The organism is Phocaeicola sp. GP0067 (assembly GCF_031119655.1).
GTDB classification, from domain to species: Bacteria; Bacteroidota; Bacteroidia; order Bacteroidales; family Bacteroidaceae; genus Phocaeicola; species Phocaeicola vulgatus.
This window is the reverse complement of sequence record NZ_JAVHZY010000005.1, coordinates 72130-91562: the sequence shown is the minus strand read 5'-3', so window position 1 is coordinate 91562 and position 19433 is coordinate 72130. Positions and strand designations below refer to the sequence as shown.

Annotated in this window: 12 protein-coding genes; 5 read left to right on the top strand and 7 right to left on the bottom strand. The window is 42.7% G+C overall.

Translation table 11 applies throughout. The features are described 5' to 3' along the window. Positions 1-28 precede the first annotated feature (28 nt). The gene (locus RE317_RS05835; RefSeq protein WP_005850728.1) at positions 29-886 is read left to right on the top strand and encodes an ion transporter; all 858 of its coding nucleotides are present in this window, start codon (positions 29-31) and stop codon (positions 884-886) included. A 25-nt stretch (positions 887-911) separates the two neighbouring features. Here the strand turns inward: RE317_RS05835 and RE317_RS05830 are convergent, their stop codons facing one another. Beyond that, complete coding sequence (locus RE317_RS05830; RefSeq protein WP_008667579.1) at positions 912-1910, bottom strand: lytic transglycosylase domain-containing protein; 999 nt, start codon at positions 1908-1910, stop codon at positions 912-914. Positions 1911-1917: 7 nt separating this feature from the next. Beyond that, positions 1918-2838 (bottom strand): AraC family transcriptional regulator, encoded by a 921-nt coding sequence (locus RE317_RS05825; RefSeq protein ID WP_005841013.1) that lies wholly within the window; start codon positions 2836-2838, stop codon positions 1918-1920. Between the two features lie 148 nt (positions 2839-2986). On the opposite strand from RE317_RS05825, the gene RE317_RS05820 reads away from it, so the two are divergent. The 4 genes from RE317_RS05820 (at position 2987) to RE317_RS05805 (ending at position 13673) form a co-directional block, all read left to right on the top strand. Beyond that, the gene (locus RE317_RS05820) at positions 2987-7147 is read left to right on the top strand and encodes a two-component regulator propeller domain-containing protein (RefSeq protein WP_008667576.1); all 4161 of its coding nucleotides are present in this window, start codon (positions 2987-2989) and stop codon (positions 7145-7147) included. A 140-nt stretch (positions 7148-7287) separates the two neighbouring features. Next, positions 7288-10359 carry a TonB-dependent receptor gene (locus RE317_RS05815; protein ID WP_005850734.1) on the top strand — a complete coding sequence of 1024 codons (3072 nt, stop codon included), beginning with the start codon at positions 7288-7290 and terminating at the stop codon, positions 10357-10359. An 11-nt stretch (positions 10360-10370) separates the two neighbouring features. Next, the gene (locus RE317_RS05810; RefSeq protein ID WP_005841019.1) at positions 10371-11990 is read left to right on the top strand and encodes a RagB/SusD family nutrient uptake outer membrane protein; all 1620 of its coding nucleotides are present in this window, start codon (positions 10371-10373) and stop codon (positions 11988-11990) included. Positions 11991-12158: 168 nt separating this feature from the next. Beyond that, on the top strand, positions 12159-13673 hold the full coding sequence (locus RE317_RS05805) for a right-handed parallel beta-helix repeat-containing protein (protein ID WP_005850735.1): 1515 nt from the start codon (positions 12159-12161) through the stop codon (positions 13671-13673). A 105-nt stretch (positions 13674-13778) separates the two neighbouring features. Here the strand turns inward: RE317_RS05805 and RE317_RS05800 are convergent, their stop codons facing one another. The 5 genes from RE317_RS05800 to rhaB form a co-directional block, all read right to left on the bottom strand. Beyond that, positions 13779-14276 (bottom strand): DUF4251 domain-containing protein, encoded by a 498-nt coding sequence (locus RE317_RS05800; RefSeq protein ID WP_008667569.1) that lies wholly within the window; start codon positions 14274-14276, stop codon positions 13779-13781. Between the two features lie 208 nt (positions 14277-14484). Next, positions 14485-15294, bottom strand: a complete 810-nt coding sequence (gene rhaD, locus RE317_RS05795; protein ID WP_005841025.1) for a rhamnulose-1-phosphate aldolase — start codon at positions 15292-15294, stop codon at positions 14485-14487. An 85-nt stretch (positions 15295-15379) separates the two neighbouring features. Further along, complete coding sequence (rhaT, locus tag RE317_RS05790) at positions 15380-16399, bottom strand: L-rhamnose/proton symporter RhaT (RefSeq protein ID WP_005850740.1); 1020 nt, start codon at positions 16397-16399, stop codon at positions 15380-15382. Positions 16400-16491: 92 nt separating this feature from the next. Further along, a complete protein-coding gene (locus tag RE317_RS05785; RefSeq protein ID WP_085930143.1) occupies positions 16492-17748 on the bottom strand; it encodes an L-rhamnose isomerase in 1257 nt (418 codons plus the stop codon). 39 nt (positions 17749-17787) lie between these two features. Then, positions 17788-19266: a rhamnulokinase gene (gene rhaB, locus RE317_RS05780; protein ID WP_008667566.1), complete on the bottom strand. Its 1479-nt coding sequence runs from the start codon at positions 19264-19266 to the stop codon at positions 17788-17790. Positions 19267-19433: the final 167 nt, after the last annotated feature.

Sequence of the window (19433 nt, the reverse complement as noted above, 5' to 3'; positions counted from 1 at the left end):
AATGATTTGTGTTCTATCCTAAAAAATTATGGCATTTCTGAGGCGTATTTGGAATAAATGGCAGAATTTACTGCATGATGAGAAATTAAAGCATAAAATATATGTGATTATTTTTGAAAGCGACACACCGATGGGAAAGTTATTCGATGTGGCGTTGATAGGGTTCATTGTCTTGAGTATTCTGGTGGTTATTGCCGAGAGTATCAAGAGTTGGGATACCGTTATCGGGCCTTATCTGCGGGTGTCGGAGTATGTTTTTACTTTCTTTTTTACGTTAGAGTATGTGTTGAGGCTTTATTGTTCTCCCCAACCGCGGAAGTATGCTCTGAGTTTTTTCGGTATAGTGGATTTGCTGGCTACCTTACCTCTATATATAGGCTGGCTTTTCGGCACGGCACGTTATCTGCTGGTGATCCGCACTTTCCGGTTGATTCGTGTGTTCCGTATCTTTAAACTTTTCAATTATCTGAATGAAGGTAATTTCTTGTTGCGTTCCTTGGTGTTCAGCAGTCGGAAGATTATTGTTTTTTTCTTGTTTGTACTGATATTGGTGACTTCGATCGGTACATTGATGTATATGATTGAGGGACAGCGGCCGGGCACTTCTTTCAATAATATTCCGAATAGTATTTATTGGGCGATAGTGACGATGACGACGGTAGGTTATGGGGATATCACTCCGGAAACTCCGCTAGGGCGCTTCCTTTCGGCCATTGTAATGTTACTGGGCTATACCATCATTGCAGTCCCCACAGGAATTGTTTCTGCGTCTATGATCCAGGAACATAGACGCAGGGTGGCCCTGAAATGTCCGCATTGTGGTAAGGACGGACATGAGGACGGGGCTGCTTATTGTAAATACTGTGGAGGAAAACTGGTAAATTGATTATGGAATGCTGTATGATAGAAAGTTATTCTATCACCCATCGCTTATCATGCGCCACCGTCTTTTTCGGATCATAAATCATTCCTTCTTTGGTAGGGATTTTTATCACGTAAGTCCGCCCGCTGTGGTTGGACAAGGATGTTTCCCGTAACCAGGGATTCATATTCTTTAATATGGCCAGATTGATTCCTTTGCTGCGTGCGAAACGTGCCAAGTCTGCAATTCCTTTCGTCACAGTGATTTCCGTATAAGGAATAGGCGGATACAAATCCGATGCACGCAGGCGGAAACCGAAAGTAGTGGGGGCATTGAATAATTGTTTGGCGGCAAGAATGCGGTACACATACCGGGCAGTCTCTTCTACCAGTTGCAAATCCAACGAGTCGTCCACATCCTGTTTGGCCAGTTGGCTGGCAATGCGTGCCTGACCGGCATTGTAAGAGGCGGCGACAGCCACCCAGTCCTTATATTTTGCATACGCGTCTTTCAGATAGCGGCAGGCGGCACGGGTCGCTTTCTCAATATGGTAACGCTCGTCCACATTGTTGTTTACCTCCAATCCGTAATCCCGTCCCGTACCTTGCATGAATTGCCATAGTCCGGCAGCTCCGGCAGAAGAACGGGCGGTGGGATTCATATTACTTTCTATTACCATCAGGTACTTAAAATCATCAGGTATTCCGTTTTCTTTCAGTATGGGTTCTACAATGGGGAAATAGCGGTTGGCTTTTTTCAGCATTTGCAAGGAAGTACTGTGCATATAGGTGAATGCCAATAGTTCACGGTCCATACGCTCGTGGCGGTCAAAGCGGCTCAAATCAATGGTTTTGCCACAGAACTCAATACTGGCGGGAACTTCGGGACTACTGTATTTCAATGCCGTAATACCTGAATCTTCCCGTATGATAGTGGTATCTTCCTGCTCCGTTTTTGGAGTAGCGCAACTGCTGCTTACTAAGGCCGGTGATGCAACTACAATGCAAAAGGCTGCCACAGCAGCCAGATTGATGGTTATTTTTCTCATTTTTTCTTTATTCGTTTTCATTCTCTTTTTCTTTTCCGCCCCGTCCGAAGTTACGATATTCGGTAGGGGTGAAATTGGTACGCTTTTTAAATACCGAGAAAAAGTGTTCAGTAGAGGTATAATTCAATTCATAACATATCTCTTTCACTGACATGGAACTTTCAATCAACAGCTGCTTCGCTTTGCGCAGTTTCAGCTCTTGGAAATACTTGGCGGGCGCATAACCGGTGTATTCTTTGAATACTTTGCGGAACCAGGAATAACTGATTCCCAATTTCATGGCCAGTTCTTCCGGGTCTATATCCTTGTACACATTTTCGTGCATGATGATTTTGGCACTTTCTATTTTTTGTGCCGCATTGTCCACCTCATAGCGTTTGTTCTGCGAGATAGCAAGTACGGCTCCCATAATGTGTAAAACGATGCCGGACAAATATTGTTGCGCTGCGGTCTTGTCTGCTTCCGCTACTTCCAGTGCACGGGCAAAAAGACTGGCCAGTTCTTCATTGATACCGATATCCAGAATCTGGCTTTCTTTTGAGATAAAGCTGTTTTTTACCAGATTGTCTATAATCGGGCCTTCAAAACCGATGTAATATTCGTTCCATCCTGTCTTTTGCAGCGGCGCATAGGTATGCCACTGTCCGGGAAACAGGAAAAGTATCTGCCCTTTGGATATGTCGACAGACGGGGTTGTGTCGCTGGCGAAAGTTCCTCGTCCTTTAGTGATATATACCAACTGATATTCATGCAGCACACGTCCTTTCTGGGCTGTGAAATAATAGGCGTCCGGGTGGTTGCGTGGTGGATAAACGCTTCCGGCCCTGATAGCCTGGAATCCGACGGTAGTCACCGACAAGCCGAAACGCTTGTCACGCTCATTGACAATTAGGTATTTAAAATCAGCGCCTTGGTCGTTGTAATGCATGTTTCTCTGTTTTAAAATTAGGTCACACTTATCGGCAAATATACAATTTTTTATCTTAACAGCCTCTAACCTTTTTGTTCTAAGTGTTTCTGGAGGTATAATTTTAGTTTCTTATGTATGCAAATGGGGGAAATTTAGAACAAATCTTATGGAATATTTGCTTAAAATGCTTTTTTTTGCGAATATTGCATCAAATCTTAAAGTTGAATCTATGCACTTGGCACACCGTAACTGCGAATATATTCTTGGAGTAATATATCTTTTTGTTTTTCCTGTTTTGCTTTGGGCTGATAATAAGGTGAATACTTATCATTTTAAATCCATTTCCACTTCGGTGAACTTCCCTACCAATGAAGTCAGGAAGTTATTTCAGGATAGCCAGGGGTATATATGGATTTCGACCTACAATGGTCTCTTGCGTTACGATGGTTATTCTATTGTTGTATATAAACCCGATGGAGTGAATCATGGACGTTCCATTGATAGTTTTGTGAATATGGTGGCCGAAGACAAGGAGAATAATTTGTGGATAGGTACGCACAATGGATTATACGTGTTGCATAAAGAAACGGATGAGATAGAGAAAATAATCAGTCCTTTGTTACAGGTAAGCAATGTAGAAAGTATCCTTTATGCAAGTAACGGAGATTTATGGGTGGGAAGCAACAAGGGATTGTTTCGCAGAAAAGCCGGCAGCCGTACTTTCGATTGTGAAAAAAACATGGATATAAAGTCTGTTGTCGAAGACCGGAAAGGTCAAATATGGATTGGTACTTGGGAACAGGGGCTGCTGCGTTATAGTCCTCAAGAGGAATTGTATTATACTTACGACGGGATTAACCCTGGTAATTCGGCGCATGTCATATTTCAGGATGAAGCCGGGAATATTTGGATCGGTACCTGGCGGTATGGACTGGTGAAACTCATTAATCCGTATGATTCGGAACATTTCTCATTTAAAACATTCCGGAACATCAAGGGAAATTCTCATTCTCTGTTGGATAATATTATCTACGCCATTGCTCAGGATAAAAATTCCGGGAAGCTCTGGATCGGTTCACGCAGTGGGGTCAGTATTTTGGAAGATGAATCGGGAGACGGGAATTTTACCAATATTGTTCCGGGCAACCTTCAAGGAGATTTACCTTTTAATGAGGTGAACTCTCTGTTGTGCAGTAAAGACGGGCTGATGTGGCTGGGTATGTTGGGAGGAGGTGTTTGTACTGTAAATACAAATAAGTTCCGGTTTAATTATGATTCTTTGGAGGCTTTGCGTGAGCATTGCCCTACCAGCTCTGTCCGCAGTGTCTATCAGGAGGATAATGGGAATCTGTGGATGGGAATCATGGGATTCGGTCTGGTATTTTATGATATGAAACAGCATACCATTGTTCCTTACCGCTCTCATCCTGTATTGAAGAATATGGGATATACATCGACGGTCAATGATATTATTTATCGTAAAAGGACAAATGAATTGTGTTTTGCCACTTGGGATGACGGAGTGTGGTTCTATAATGTCAAAGCCGGGAAAGCACACGTGATAAATACCGTTACCAATCCGGAGCTGAGTGATATTTGTATTTATTCTTTGTTGGAAGATTCGAAAGGGAATCTGTGGTTGGGGACACGTTCGGGAGTGTTTATCTTGGATACGGAATCAAGACTTCATTCTTTGAATGAACTGGTGACTTTGACAAATCAGGCATTGCCCCAAATTTCTATTTTCAAAATGGCGGAAGATCAAGATGGCTTTATCTGGATAGCGACTAGTAATGAAGGGGTATGGCGGATAGATACATCCGGAGAAACATATAAGGTTAAGTTTTATACGCCTTCGGATGGTACATTATCCACTGTCGGGGCGATGAGTGTTTGTGTGGATGGATACAACAGAGTATGGGTGGGGTCGAATGGTAACGGACTCGATTTGTATGACCGGAAGAATGATCGTTTTGTTTCAGTCTTGAATGATTATTTCCGGAATGGAGATGTTGTTTTCAGCATGCTGGAGGATGATGAGCATACTTTATGGCTTACTACCAATGCGGAAATGTATCACATTGATATACCTTTGGACGGTGCTGCACCGAAAATACATACCTATACGGTAGATGATGGTTTGCAAGACCATATGTTTAACCGGAATTCTTGCTTCAAGGGGGCGGATGGGAAACTTTTCTTCGGAGGATTCCGTGGATTGAACAGTTTTTATCCTGATAAAATAGTTCAGGATACTGCCTATTCTCCGGTAGTAATTACAGATATAAAGGTACATAATGTATCGGTACGTACCTATCCTCTTTCCGTCAGAGAGGGGATTGCTGCAAACAGAGCTATTGATTTTATTGATAAAATTGTATTAGGATACCGGGAGAATAATTTCAGTCTTGATTTTTCAATATTGAACTATATCAATCCTGAGTTGAACCGTTATTTATATCGGTTGGAGGGATATGACAAGGAATGGTTGTCCGTTGAGGCTGGACGTCGGTTTGCCTATTATAACAATCTTCCGGCAGGTACTTATACTTTTTGTGTAAAGGGAGCCAATCAGAATGGAATCTGGTCTCCGGATATGAAATGTCTGCGTATAACTATTCTTCCGCCGCCTTGGTTATCGTGGTGGGCTTATTGCCTTTATGTCTTGTTGTTCGTTTCATTGGCATGGTATACTTATCGGATTGTCAGAAACCGTATCCGGATGAAACAGGCCATAGAGATGGGGAAGATAGAACGGCAGAAAATGGAGGAAATCAATCATGCTAAATTACAGTTCTTTACCAATATCACTCATGAGTTGCTGACTCCGCTTTCTATTATATCGGCTTCGGTGGATGAACTGAAACAAGAAGTACCGGCAAGTTCGTCGGTTTGTTCTGTAATAGCTGATAATACTGTGCGGTTAATCCGGTTGATTCAGCAAATCTTAGAGTTCAGGAAAGTGGAGAATGGCAAGTTGCGGCTAAAAGTTTCGCATGGAAATGTCAGTATGTTCTTGAAAAAATCAGTGTCGGCTTTCGCTCCTTTGGTTAAAAAGCAGAAATTGTCCATACAATTTGATTTGTCTGAAGAATATTCGGGATATTTTGATGTGGATAAATTGGATAAAGTGGTGTACAATCTGCTTTCCAATGCCGCTAAATATACTCCTGAAGGAGGAACTATTGTGGTGTCGCAGGCTCATGATGAGGAAAAGAGGACTTTTAAATTGAGTGTGAACAATCCCGGCGAGTTGATTCCAAAAGAGAAATTGGATCATATGTTCGAGAGATTCTATGAAGGGGAGTATCGTAAATTCCATACCATAGGGACGGGTATCGGTTTGTCGCTGACTAAAGATTTGGTATTGTTGCATCATGGAACGATACAGGTATTTAGCGATAAGGAGGAAGGGAATACTTTTGTGGTTGAAATTCCTATAGGACGTGAGGCTTTTGCTGAAGATGAGGTAGACGAGAATACTGAAAATGTGGACTATGCTGTTTTATCGGCAGATGAAATGGAGAATGTCTCGGAGATTGATATGTTGGAAGAGAAACCGGCAGCATCGACTATTTTGTTAGTGGAGGATAATGAGGAATTATTGGCTTTGATGGTTCGTCTGTTGCATGGCAAATACCATATTCTGAAGGCCGCTAATGGAACGGAAGCTTTGGAGATCCTTGCCAAACAGGAAGTGGATTTAATTGTTTCCGATGTTATGATGCCCGAAATGGACGGTATGGAATTGTGCCGCCGGGTGAAGACTCAATTTGAGACCTGCCATATTCCATTGATTTTGTTAACGGCCAAGACTAGTGATGAAGACCATGTGGAAGGGTATGAGTCTGGGGCCGATGGTTATATCTGTAAACCGCTCCGCCTCTCTGTCTTGTTTGCCAAGATAGATAACTTGTTGAAACGGCGCAAACGTATGGGGGTGGATTTTCGTAAGCAGTTGGTCTTTGAAGCCAAAGAATTAAATTACACCTCGATGGACGAAGCTTTCATTCGGAAAGCGGTGGATTGTGTGAATGCCCATTTGAGTGATTGTGATTTTGAACATGCACAGTTTATGGCGGAGATGGGTATGGCCCGGACTACACTAGCAGATAAATTGAAACTGTTGACCGGACTTACTCCCTCTGCATTTATCAGCAATGTCCGTTTGCAAGCGGCTTGTCGGCTGATAGACGAGAAAAAGAAAATCCGTATAGCCGATTTGGCGTATGCCGTAGGTTTCAACGACCCTAAATATTTCAGTTCCTGCTTTAAGAAGAAATTCGGACTTTCTCCTACAGAGTATATGATGAAGTATGATGGCTGATTATTACCGGAAATAGGCTCTATAGGGAATAAACAGCCTTTTTCCGGTAATAATTCTCCCTGTTTCTTTTCTGTTCCTCTTACTTTTGCTGGCAAATAAAACGAATTATCTTTATTTGTTAGACCTTTAAAAAAAGTATTATGAACATGAAAACTCTGACAGAAACCAGTACATTCCGGGTACTGAGCCTATTGCTGTGTCTCTGCTTCTTCATCCCTGCGATGAATGTGAGCGCTTCCAGTCTGCAAGCAGACAAGTTTAAAGTTTCCGGTATTGTAAAAGATGCCACAGGCGAACCGGTCATCGGTGCCAGTGTGGTTGAAAAAGGAACAACCAATGGAACGGTGACTGATTTGGATGGTAATTTCAATCTCACGGTGGCTTCTAATTCTACTATTGTCATTTCTTTTATAGGATATTCCGATCAGGAATATCGTATTTCGAAAGACAATACGGTGCTGAATGTAAATCTGAAGGAAGATACGGAAATGATTGACGAAGTGGTAGTAGTCGGTTATGGCGTGCAGAAGAAGGAAAATCTGACGGGTTCTGTTGCTGCTGTAAATTTCAAGGATGTAGCTTCTATGCCGGTAGCGAATACTGCCAATATGCTTCAGGGTCGTTTGCCGGGTGTTATGTTGACCAACAATGGTGCCCAGGCCGGTCATGACAGTCCCGAAATCCGTATCCGTGGTGTAGGAACTTTTGAACACAATGATCCGATGGTCTTGATCGATGGAGTGGAAAGCTCGGTAAGCCAGATTGCGGAAATCCCTGCAGATGATATTGAAAGTGTTTCCGTATTGAAGGATGCGGCTTCGGCTTCTATTTATGGTGTACGTGCTGCCAACGGGGTTATTCTGGTGACTACCAAACGGGGCGGTGAGCAGAAACCTACCATTACATATTCCGGTAGTATCGCTTTGCAAGAAGCTACCGTGCTGCCCGATTATGTGAATTCTTATGAATGGGCGAAGATGTATAACGAATGCTGGCCTTCCAAAGCATACACGGATGAAATGTTACAAAAGTTGCAAAACGGATCAGACCCCGATCATTTTGCCAATACCGATTGGGCTAAGGAAATGTTTCGTACAGCAGCCATGCACCAACACCATTTGTCTGTGAACGGTGGTAGTAAAGCGGTACATTACATGATTTCCACTCAGTATTTCCAGCAGGATGGTATCTTGCGTGAAACGGCCAATCAACGTTTTAATTTCCGTTCCAATCTGGATGCACAATTGGGTATTGTAAAATTAGGTCTGAATCTTTCGGGAAGCCGTCAGAACATTGATGAGCCTACTACCAGTGTTACCGGTGAAGGTTTGATGCGCTACCTTACTTGGTTTACCCGTCCTACTGTTCCTGTGCGTTATTCTAACGGACATTATGGATTTTTGGATGGAAATCCCAATATTTCCCAATCCGTATTCAAAAATCCGATTGAAGCTTTGAATATGGGCTATAAAGATAACAAGCATTATCGTTTTGATGGTAAATTCTTTGGTGAAATTGATATCATAAAAGGATTGAAGTTCCGTTCAAGTCTGGCTTATAAATATTATATGAACGATGTGACTACTTTCAATCCGAAGAATAATATAAGATACGATGCTGAAGGAAATGCGCTGACCACAGTCGGTACCAATAAACTGACAGATTATCATTATCTGGAAACGACTTATATTAATGAAAATATTCTGACCTATGATTTTTCTGTAGGAAAACATTCGTTCAATCTGTTGGCAGGCCATTCTATCCAGGCTACCCGTTGGGACAAGAATGAGGCGTCCAAGCAGGGATTCGCTACCGATAATATTTATGAAATGGATGGAGGTACTATGAATGACCATGTGACCGGATCAGCGGAAGAGAGTTCCTTGCAGTCATTCTTCGGACGCTTGAATTATAATTACGGAGGCCGTTATCTGTTAGAGATGAATGTCCGTCACGATGGTTCGTCACGTATGCCCAAGGCACATCGTTATGCTACCTTCCCTTCATTTTCGGGTGCATGGATCATGACAAATGAGAAATTTATGGAGAATGTGAAGTTCCTCCACTCATTGAAATTGCGTGGTAGCTGGGGTAAATTGGGTAATCAGGAAATTGGTAACTATGCTTATGCGGCTACATTGGCGGCTAGTGGCAGTTACTATTTCGGTGATAGCAAACAGATTGGTATGAAGACTGCCAAGATACCTAATGAGAACATTAAATGGGAAACAACTACTATTACAGACTTTGGTTTTGATGCTGCTTTTTGGGGTGGAAAGATCAATGTCACTTTTGACTGGTATGAGAAAAATACCTCGGATATTTTGATGAAGCTCGCTATGCCGGGTATTTTCCTGGGATCTTTGGATGCTCCTTATCAGAATGCGGGAAAGGTTCGTAACCGGGGTTGGGAACTGGCTGCTAATTATTTCGATCAGAAAGGTGACTGGGCATGGCAGGCAGGTTTCTCGCTTTCAGGTGTGAAAAATGAGATTACTGATATGAAAGGGGTAGAAGACATTAAGGATAATACGATCAATCGTGAAGGTGAAGCCATCGGCTCTTATTATGGGCTGAAAGCCATCGGTATCTATCGTACCCAGGCAGATTTGGACCGTGTAAATGCGAACGGACAGAAGATTCTGCAAAACAACCAGGAACCGCAATTAGGTGATATCATGTATGAAGATATAGACAATAATGGTAATATAAATGATGCTGACCGTACTATTATCGGAAATCCGTTCCCTAAAATGCAGTATTCTTTCAATCTGGGATTCTCTTATAAAGATTTTGATGTCAATACATTCTGGCAAGGCATTGCAGGTGTATATCGTTATAATTGGGATGAAACTACTATTTCCAACGGTGGAAACAAGACTAGCCGTTGGTTGGACAGATGGTCTGAAAGTAATCCGAATGGAAGCATGCCTCGTTTGGGAGGAACTATTAATAATAACTATTCTTCATTTTGGTTGACAAAAGGTGATTATTTGCGTCTGAAGAATTTGGAAATCGGATATACTTTCAGGCAAAGAGAGTTTTTGACCAAGTTGGGCGTTCAGAGTATCAGACTCTATTTGGCAGGAACTAATTTGCTTACTTTCACTTCCTTGGACGATTATGATCCTGAAAAACTGAGTACAGATTCCCGTAATGATGTACATCCCAATACAAGAACTTATTCATTTGGTGTTAACGTTAAATTTTAAAAGCAACAACTATGAAATCAATTAATAACTTTATAGGGCTGGCTCTGTTGTCAGGAGCTTTGCTGACTTCTTGCTCTGACAGCTTTTTGCAGAGGGACTCATTGACAGAATCTTCATCCAATACATTTTGGCAGACGCCGGATGATGCTTTGATGGCGTTGGCATCTTGTTATGATGCTTTGCAGAGCAATCAGCTTTATAATTCCGACCAATATTCATTGGGCCCTTTATATATGGATTGTATATCAGATAATGGCGGGCATTTTAATTGGAGTGGCTGGATGGAAGGTTATGATATGGCTATGGGAATTCATACCCCAAGTTCTTCTATCATTGGCAGTTATTGGAAAGATTGCTATGAAGTGATCAGCCGTTGTAATGTGCTGATTGCTAATATTGATAGAGTGGATATGGATGCTTCCCAAAAGGCGATTTATCAGGCTGAGGCAAAGACCATACGTGCATTGATGTATATAAACTTGACTATGACGTATCAGGATGTTCCTTTCCTGACCGCCCCTTTGACCATTGACGAGGCTGAATGTGAAAAGACGGACCGTGCGGCTATTGTGGCTCATGTTATGACTGATTTGCAGGATGCGGCTGAAGTACTTCCGCAAAACGCGTCTTCACGGGGTCATATCACCAAAGGAGCTGCTCTTTCCTTACTGGGGCGTGTGGCTTTGTATAATGAAAAATGGGATGACGCGATTGCTGCTTATAAGCAGGTGCAGGGTTTGGGATACTCGCTTGATCCGAGTTATGCCAAACTGTTTACTCAAAGTGGAGAAACTTCTCCTGAAATCATTTTTGCAGTCCGTTATGAAGGACCGGGTATGAGTGAAGGTGCTGCTTTTAATGCGCATTGGAATACTCCGCTGGAAGCAATGAATGGTACTATAGATTTGGCGGATGCTTATTATTGCAAAGACGGTAAACCGACTACCGATACGAAGATAGCCGAACTGAACGGTGGGGGTGGCTTGGATGTCAGCAAGCCTAATCCTGCTCATTTTGAGAATCGTGATCCGCGTTTATATAGCACTTTGTTTGTTCCCGGTATGCTTTGGAACGGTAAAGGAGGTATAGATACTTCGGCTTCAAATCCGTATGCCAATGTATATGGCGGAGCTGCCGCTTCTCTGTCTACCGTATATGTTTATAAGTATTTTGATCCTACGGATACTTCTAACTCTTGGGATAATGGACAAGACTTTTATGTGGTGCGTTATGCCGAAGTTTTATTATCTTTGGCGGAGGCGATGGTACAGAAAGGAGGCTATGTTTATAGTGATGTAACTGCTTTGGTTAATGAAGTGCGGCAACGTGCGGATGTGAACATGCCCACAGTAGAGGAAGTGGAAGGCACTTCTCTTTCTAAAGATGAATTGTTGGAAGTCATTAAGCATGAGCGTCGTGTGGAACTGGCTTTTGAAGGTTTGCGTTTGTTTGACCTTTATCGTTGGAAGGAATTGGATAAGGCGGTAGCCAATATAGAGAATGAACGCACTATGTATGGCTTGGCTTATGAAGCACGTAAGTTCAACGGTGAGAGGGATTATGTATGGCCTTTGCCGACTGCCGAACTGGATACTAACAAGAAACTGGTTCAGCACGACTTGTGGAAGTAATGTGGAGTGCAGGTTTTCATCACAGGGTACACGGACTGTCACAAAGAAGTAGGAGGCAAATAACCTTTAAATCAAAAAACTGTGTGAATTTGCGTAATCTGTGGTGAAGCCTGGTTGTTCTGACAACTTCTGGAATAAAATTGATAACTTTTTAAAAACGGAAGAGAAATGAGAAAAACAATGATCCTTCTTTTATTTTCCTTCCTGTTGGCAGCATGTTCTGATAGTCCAGTGTGCTATTATCTGGATGCTACCGGCGGTGATGATAATAATAGTGGGTTAGCCCCGGATGAAGCATGGAAAAGTCTGGAAAAGCTACGTGGTGTGAAATTACTGCCGGGCAATAAAGTTTTGTTGAAGCGCGGTGAGGTTTTTAATGGCGAACTTGAAATCACCGGACAGGGTATACCCGAAGATCGTATTTATATAGATGCTTATGGTGATGGTGAACGGAAACCTTGCATTGTGGGATATGATACTTCCTTGTATGCAGCCCGTATCTGTAATTCGGACTATATAACGATGCAGAATTTGGAAATCGTGAATACAGGCAGGCAGCCTCTGCCTTATCGTTCGGGCTTGAAGATAGAGTGTATGGATTATGGCGTATCGCAGAACATTGTTGTCAATAATGTGACTGTACGGGATGTCAATGGTTCGTTGGTAAAAGAAAAAGGCGGAGGGTGCGGTATTTATATAGTGAATGGCGGTGAAAAGAAAATTTCAACATTCAATAGGTTAACCATAGAGAACTGCCATATTTTGAGATGTACCCGTAATGCTATGATTTGGGCTGCTTATAGCGACCGGCAGAACTGGCATCCCAGCAAGCATACCGTGATACGGGGAAATTTGATAGAGGAAGTACCAGGGGATGGTATTGTACCTATCGGTTGTGACAGTACCTTGATAGAATACAATGTAATGCGTGACTGTCCTGATATGCTTCCTGACACAGAGGCGGCAGCAGGTATTTGGCCGTGGAGTTGTGATAATACTTTGGTGCAGTTTAATGAGGTAAGTGGTCATAAAGCTCCGTGGGATGCACAGGGATTTGATTCGGATTGGAATTGCCGGGGAACGGTCATTCAGTACAATTATAGTCATGATAACTATGGTGGCTTGGTATTGGTTTGCAATGACGGCACGGCCGACGCATCTTTTAATGTAGGTAACTTGGGCACTATAGTCCGTTACAATGTGAGTATAGGTGACGGAGTGCGGCCTGAACCGACTCGTGCCGGGATGTTCTCACCGGCTGTTCATCTGGCAGGTCCTGTAAAGGATAGTCGCATTACCCGTAACATTATTCATGTGAACCGTAAACCTGCGGCTGATATCGACCGTACTATGATTACTTTGGATTCATGGGGCGGATATCCGGATAGTACATTTATTAGTGGGAATATTTTTTATGCTCCCGAATCCAGCAGATTCCAGTTGACAGAATCTACACATAATTTCTTTGAAGGCAATTATTACCTTGGCCGGTTCGAGAAATTACCTGAAGATGGTAAAGCCTGCCAATCAGCTGAAATTTATCAGAAGGAAGTACTGGCAAAGGATGAAAACGGTTATCAGGGCTTGGCTTTGTTGATGGATACGGTGGAAGTGACCGGAGTAAAAGGAGTTTTTGTCAATAAGGAAGCCATTGAGAATTTCTTTAGCCGGTTAGAGAAATAAGTAAATAATAGCTGTAATTTAATGAGGGGAGCAAAACTAAAATGACCTGATCATATAGTTCGATAGGTTGTTTTAGTTTTGACATCCCCCTTTTTTATTTATGGTTCATTCTTTCTTCTTTAGATCCATTTCTCCGGAGAAAGAAATAGATTGTCTGTTTGTGGGGGTGACCTGTATGTTACTGCTGCCATTGGGATAAATGGTGATATTGTAAAGGTAATTGTCTTCCTCGTTCCGTACTTCTAGTGTGATTTTAGCATTTCCCTTTTTGCTATATGTTGAAGTATATTCTGATAAAGGAGCACTAAAATTTAATCCTTTTCCACCTCCGTAAGGAACGTTATACGCCACTCCGAAATAAGGCAGATAGGAATATACCGAATCGTTTCTTATTTCTAAAGAATAATCGGAAGTCAGGTGTTTGCTGCCTCCTTTCATAGGCATTACCCGGTCCACATTGATTTTGTATGCCTTTGCGTCAACAGCCTCGCGTACTGCTTGTTCTCTTTGTTGTTTCTTCTCTTTCTTGTTCTGAGCCGTTATAGGTATCATACTGCCTGATAGAAGGAGACTTGCCAAAAGGAATAATTTATTTGCTTTCATATCTCTCTGTAGGTTTAGTGAATCTGTCTTTGCCAAAGATAGCCAAAAAGAATACTCATTGTTCTGAAAAAAACATAAGATAATCAAACTGTCAATGAGTTAAGTACGCGATTTATCTTTTGAGTCCCGATAATAAAAAAGATGATTTGTCCCCATGCGGAGTCAAATCATCTTTAAAATCTCCCCATTAGGGGAAGACTATAAAATATTATTTGGGTAGATTAAAAGCCACACTCATTTCTTTCATCTGTTCCTGACTCATACCGTCCGGCTCAAATCCCATATTCTTGGCAGCGATGTAAATCAATGCGGATTTATTTAAAACATCGATTTGGTCGAATGCGGCCATTACGTCACGGTCAACGGCAAAAATGCCGTGTTTTTCCCACATAACGACATCATAATCGGCTAGTTCCTTGATGGTTGCATCGGCTAATTCTACAGAACTAGGCAATTGATAAGGAATCATGCCCAGGCCACGCGGACAGAATGCTTTTGTTTCAGGAATCATACTCCATAACAGGTTGGTTGCCACATCTTTTTCCATGAACTTTTTGTTGTGAGACAGGGCAATCAGTTCGATGGGGTGTGTATGCACGGATGCTTTGTAAGGAGAACCTATGCTGATGAGGTAATTGTGTACGCTCAGGTGGGAGGGAACTTCCGAAGTAGGTTGAACCGGTTTGTCGGCAATGATGACATAGCTGGCACAGTCATCCAAAATACGGATGACAGAACCGTTGTCCATAGGCCAACGCGCCAAATCCCGCATACGCATATTGGTTCCTTTGCAATAAAAATAACAGCCTTTCAAGTGAGGCAGTGTTACACCGATTTGTTTTACTTCGCTGATAGCGGGCATCTGACGGATTTCATCGTCTACATATTCGGTGATATTGACGGTGATATTACCTCCGTTACGTTCGGCCCATCCTTTTTGCCACAAATATCCGGCTACTTCGGCTACTTTATTCACCTCTTTGGCCAATTCAGGGCGATTGTCTAAGATTGATTTCATATCTTTTTTATTTGATTGTTCATAGGATATTGTTATTCATCTTTTTCATTCTGAATAACAGTATGCTACAAATATAGTAATTCTTTTAAAATAAATTAGGAAATACGAGAGAAAAGATAAGAACTACCAGTCCGGTTATCAGAACAGTGATAGTCCGGGTAGATACGCCTTTCCATTCTTTTAATAAAATACCCCATACGTTACTGAAAGTAACATTCAAAGCCATCAATATACACCATGAGAAAGCTAGCAGTACAGGACTTCCGGTCAGGAAACTTTTACCCATTTCCAAACCGAAGAATTGCATATACCACAGTACTCCTGCCAAAGCACAGAATATCAAGTTATTTCCCCATACATTGCTTTTGGCATAATCACTCATGGTTTTGTTGGCTATATTTTGTTGCAGACAGTAAACCGCATTAGTCAGGAAACCGCCTAATGTTACCAGGAAGATTACGGGAAGTCCTGCATAAAGCCCTTCTACGCCTCCTGCCAATGCAGCTTCCTTGATGGGCGTTCCGGCATCGAGTCCTAAAGCGAAACAGGCACTCATCACACCTGCCAGTAGGGCTACCAACAGTCCTTTGGTCAGAGCGAAATCTTTTACTGCCGCGCGTTTTTCTTCTTCGCTCATGTTTTTGGCGCGAAGACTGCCGGCATATCCTATAATGGCAATACCCGACAAAGTGATACATACTCCCAGTAAAAGAATAAGTCCGTTTCCTTCAAACAGGTTGGTTCCGGCAAAAATGGCGGGAAAAAGTGTGCCGAATCCGGCACAGGTGCCCAGTGCGATACTTTGTCCTAAGGCCACTCCCAGATAACGCATGGAAAGACCGAAGGTGAGACCGCCTACTCCCCATAATATACCATAAAAGATGCTCATCGGAGCACCTCCTGTTCCCCAAAGGTCAAATAAACTGCTTCCTTGAGGGATACCTAGCAACGCACCCAATAACGGGAATACCAGCCAGGCAAATACACCTTGTAGCAGCCAGAAACTTTCCCAACTCCATTCTTTCACTTTTTTTATAGGTACGTATGAACTGGATTGGCAGAAACTTCCTATGGCGATGATGATTAATCCGATAATGATTTCCATTGTTTATATTCTTTAAGGCTACAACTATGTTCCCGGTAGGGGCAGCACTTGAGGCCGCCCCTACGGAAGACAATCTTGTAGTTGGATATTGATTAGCGTTTCGAAGTGACTTCTGCTTCGTATTTCTCTACTTCTGCAATGAACTCTTCGCCTACGGGTACATTGTTCTTCAAGCAGAACATATCCCATACAGCATTCCAAGGCAAAGCTTTTTCTTCTTCGAGCAGAGCCAGACGTTGGAAGCCTTGTCCGTTTGCTTCATATTCGCGCAGTTTGGCAATCGGTTCCAATAAAGCGCGTACCATACATTTTTGAGCCGCGCGGCTGCCTATAACGTATGCACCAATGCGGTTGATGGAAGCATCGAAGTAGTCAAGTCCATAGTGTACACGATCCAAGGCGTTGCAACGAACGATTTCGCTGAATAAATCCATAGTCGGGTCGTCCATGATGGTTACATGGTCTGAGTCCCAACGTACGGGGCGGCTTACGTGCAGCATCAGTTCGGGGACATACAACAACAAGGAAGAAACTTTGTCGGCAACACTTTCTGTCGGGTGGAAATGGCCGGTATCCAAGGTAATCATTTTGTTGTTCTTGGCACCGTAGCCAATATAGAAATCATTAGAACCTACTGTATAGCTTTCCAGTCCGATACCGAATACTTTTGATTCGATACAGTCTTTCATGTTCTTATATTCTGTTGCGAAAATCTGATCCAGAGAGTCTTTCAACAAAGCACGGTATTTCATGCGGTTTACAGTGATGTCTTTGCTGCCATCGTGTACCCACAGGTTCATGATACAAGGATCGCCCTGGGCTTTACCCATCTCTTCGGCTACGGCACGACAACGTTTGGTGTGCTCAATCCAGAAGTTGCGGATACCTTCATCGGGATTTGATAAAGACAAGTCACCGCTTTTAGGATGAGAGAATGAAGTAGAGTTGAAATCCAGTTTCATGTTGTTTTCCTTACCCCATTCAATCCAGCTTTTGAAGTGTTCGGGTTCTACTTCGTCACGATCTACGACTTTTCCTTGGAAGTCGCCATAAATTTCGTGCAGATTCAAACGGTGAGTACCTGGTATATATGAAGCTGCTTTCAGAATGTCTGCACGTAGTTCGTCGATGTTGCGGGCTTTGCCGGGATAGTTACCTGTAGCCTGGATACCACCGGTCAATGAACCTGCCTGAACTTCGAAGCCGGTTACATCATCTGCTTGCCAGCAATGCAGTGACAGATGGAAATTCTGCATGGTTTCCATTACTTTTTCTGTGTCGACACCTACAGCGGCATAACGTTCTTTTGCGATCTCATACGCTTTATTAATCAATTCTTCTTTCATGATATTATTTGTTTGTTTAATGAATAAATTTCAAGGTGAATATTAAATATCTTCTCTATAATGAGCTAAATACTTCTTATATGCTTCTTCCCATTCTTCTGCTTGCTGGGGTTCAAAAGAAACGGTTTCTATGGAAGTGCTGATTAGTTGGCGCATAGCCGCGATATCGCTTACCAGCCCGTTGGCTTTTGCCTGTAACATAATGTTACCGATAGCTGTCCCTTCACTGGGACCTGCTATGACAGGTACGCCCACTGCATTGCAAGTGAACTGGTTTAACAGATTGTTTCGTGAGCCTCCACCGATAATGTGCAGCTTTTCGATGGGGAACGGGGCCATTTGTTGCAAATAGCCGAATACTTGTTTGTAGCGCAGGGCAAGACTGTCGAATATGCAACGGGTGATTTCGCCATAACTCTGTGGTACAGGTTGGTTGGTTTCTTTGCAATAATGTCCGATGGCTTGAATCATAGATGTCGGATTGGAGAAGCAGGGGGCATCGGGATTGATGAGACTGCGGAAAGCGGGAACTGTCAGAGCGGCATCTATCAGTTCTGTGTAAGAATAGTTGTTGGTTGCTTCCCATTCTTTGCGGCAACGCTCCAACAGCCACATGCCACAGATGTTTTTCAGGAACCGGGTAGTTCCTTCCACACCTCCTTCATTGGTGAAGTTCTGTTCAAAGCTTTCCTTATTTATAATGGCATCTTTCACTTCAATTCCCATCAGGCTCCACGTACCGGAACTCAGATAAGCGAATCTTTCGTTTTGTGCTGGTACGGCAGCCACGGCTGAACCTGTGTCATGACCGGCAACGGCAATGACTGGAATAGCTCCCAGACCTGTGATTTTCTGCACTTCTTCTGTCAGTACTCCGATAGGCTCTCCCGGGAAAACGAAACGGCCGAACTGTTCTTCCTTGATATCTGCTACATCCAGCAGTTCCTTTTCGAAGCGTTTGGTGCGTGGATTCAACATCTGGGAAGTAGAAGCGATGGTATATTCTGTTACCATTTTACCGGTCAGCATATAGCTTAAGGCATCCGGCATAAACAGTATTTTATCGGCTGCTTCCAAGGCCGAGCAATGATTGCGGTGGAGTGTTGACAATTGGAACAAGGAATTGAAATTCATAATTTGAATTCCAGTGATGTCATATACTCGTTCACGGGGAATATGGGTAAAATATTCTTCAGGTGCACCTGTTGTGTGAGGGTCGCGGTAGCAATAAGGATTGCGGAGTAACTCTCCGTCTTTGCCCACGAATACGAAATCCACCCCCCAAGTATCGATACCGATGGACCGGATAGGCAGATTGTCTTTGGCTACCACTTTCAGTCCCCTGATAATTTCATTGTATAAGGCGTAAATATCCCAATAACAATGTCCTCCGGTTTCTATAATATGATTAGGGAAACGAGTCAGTTCTTTCAACTCCATTTTGCCTTCTCCCAGGCAACCTAAGATGGTACGTCCACTGGTGGCACCCAGGTCTACCGCAAAGAAATAAGTGTGTTCCATGCCTTTATTTTTGATTTTAAGGAATTAATAGTGATGCAAAAATAGTTTATTCCCCGAAAGTCGTCCTTGTTTTTTTGATATTATAACTGTTGGATTTGGTTGTACCTGCCGTAAAACATAATATTACCGTCTTTTTAAGAAGATCGCATTGAAAAGAAGAATTTGGT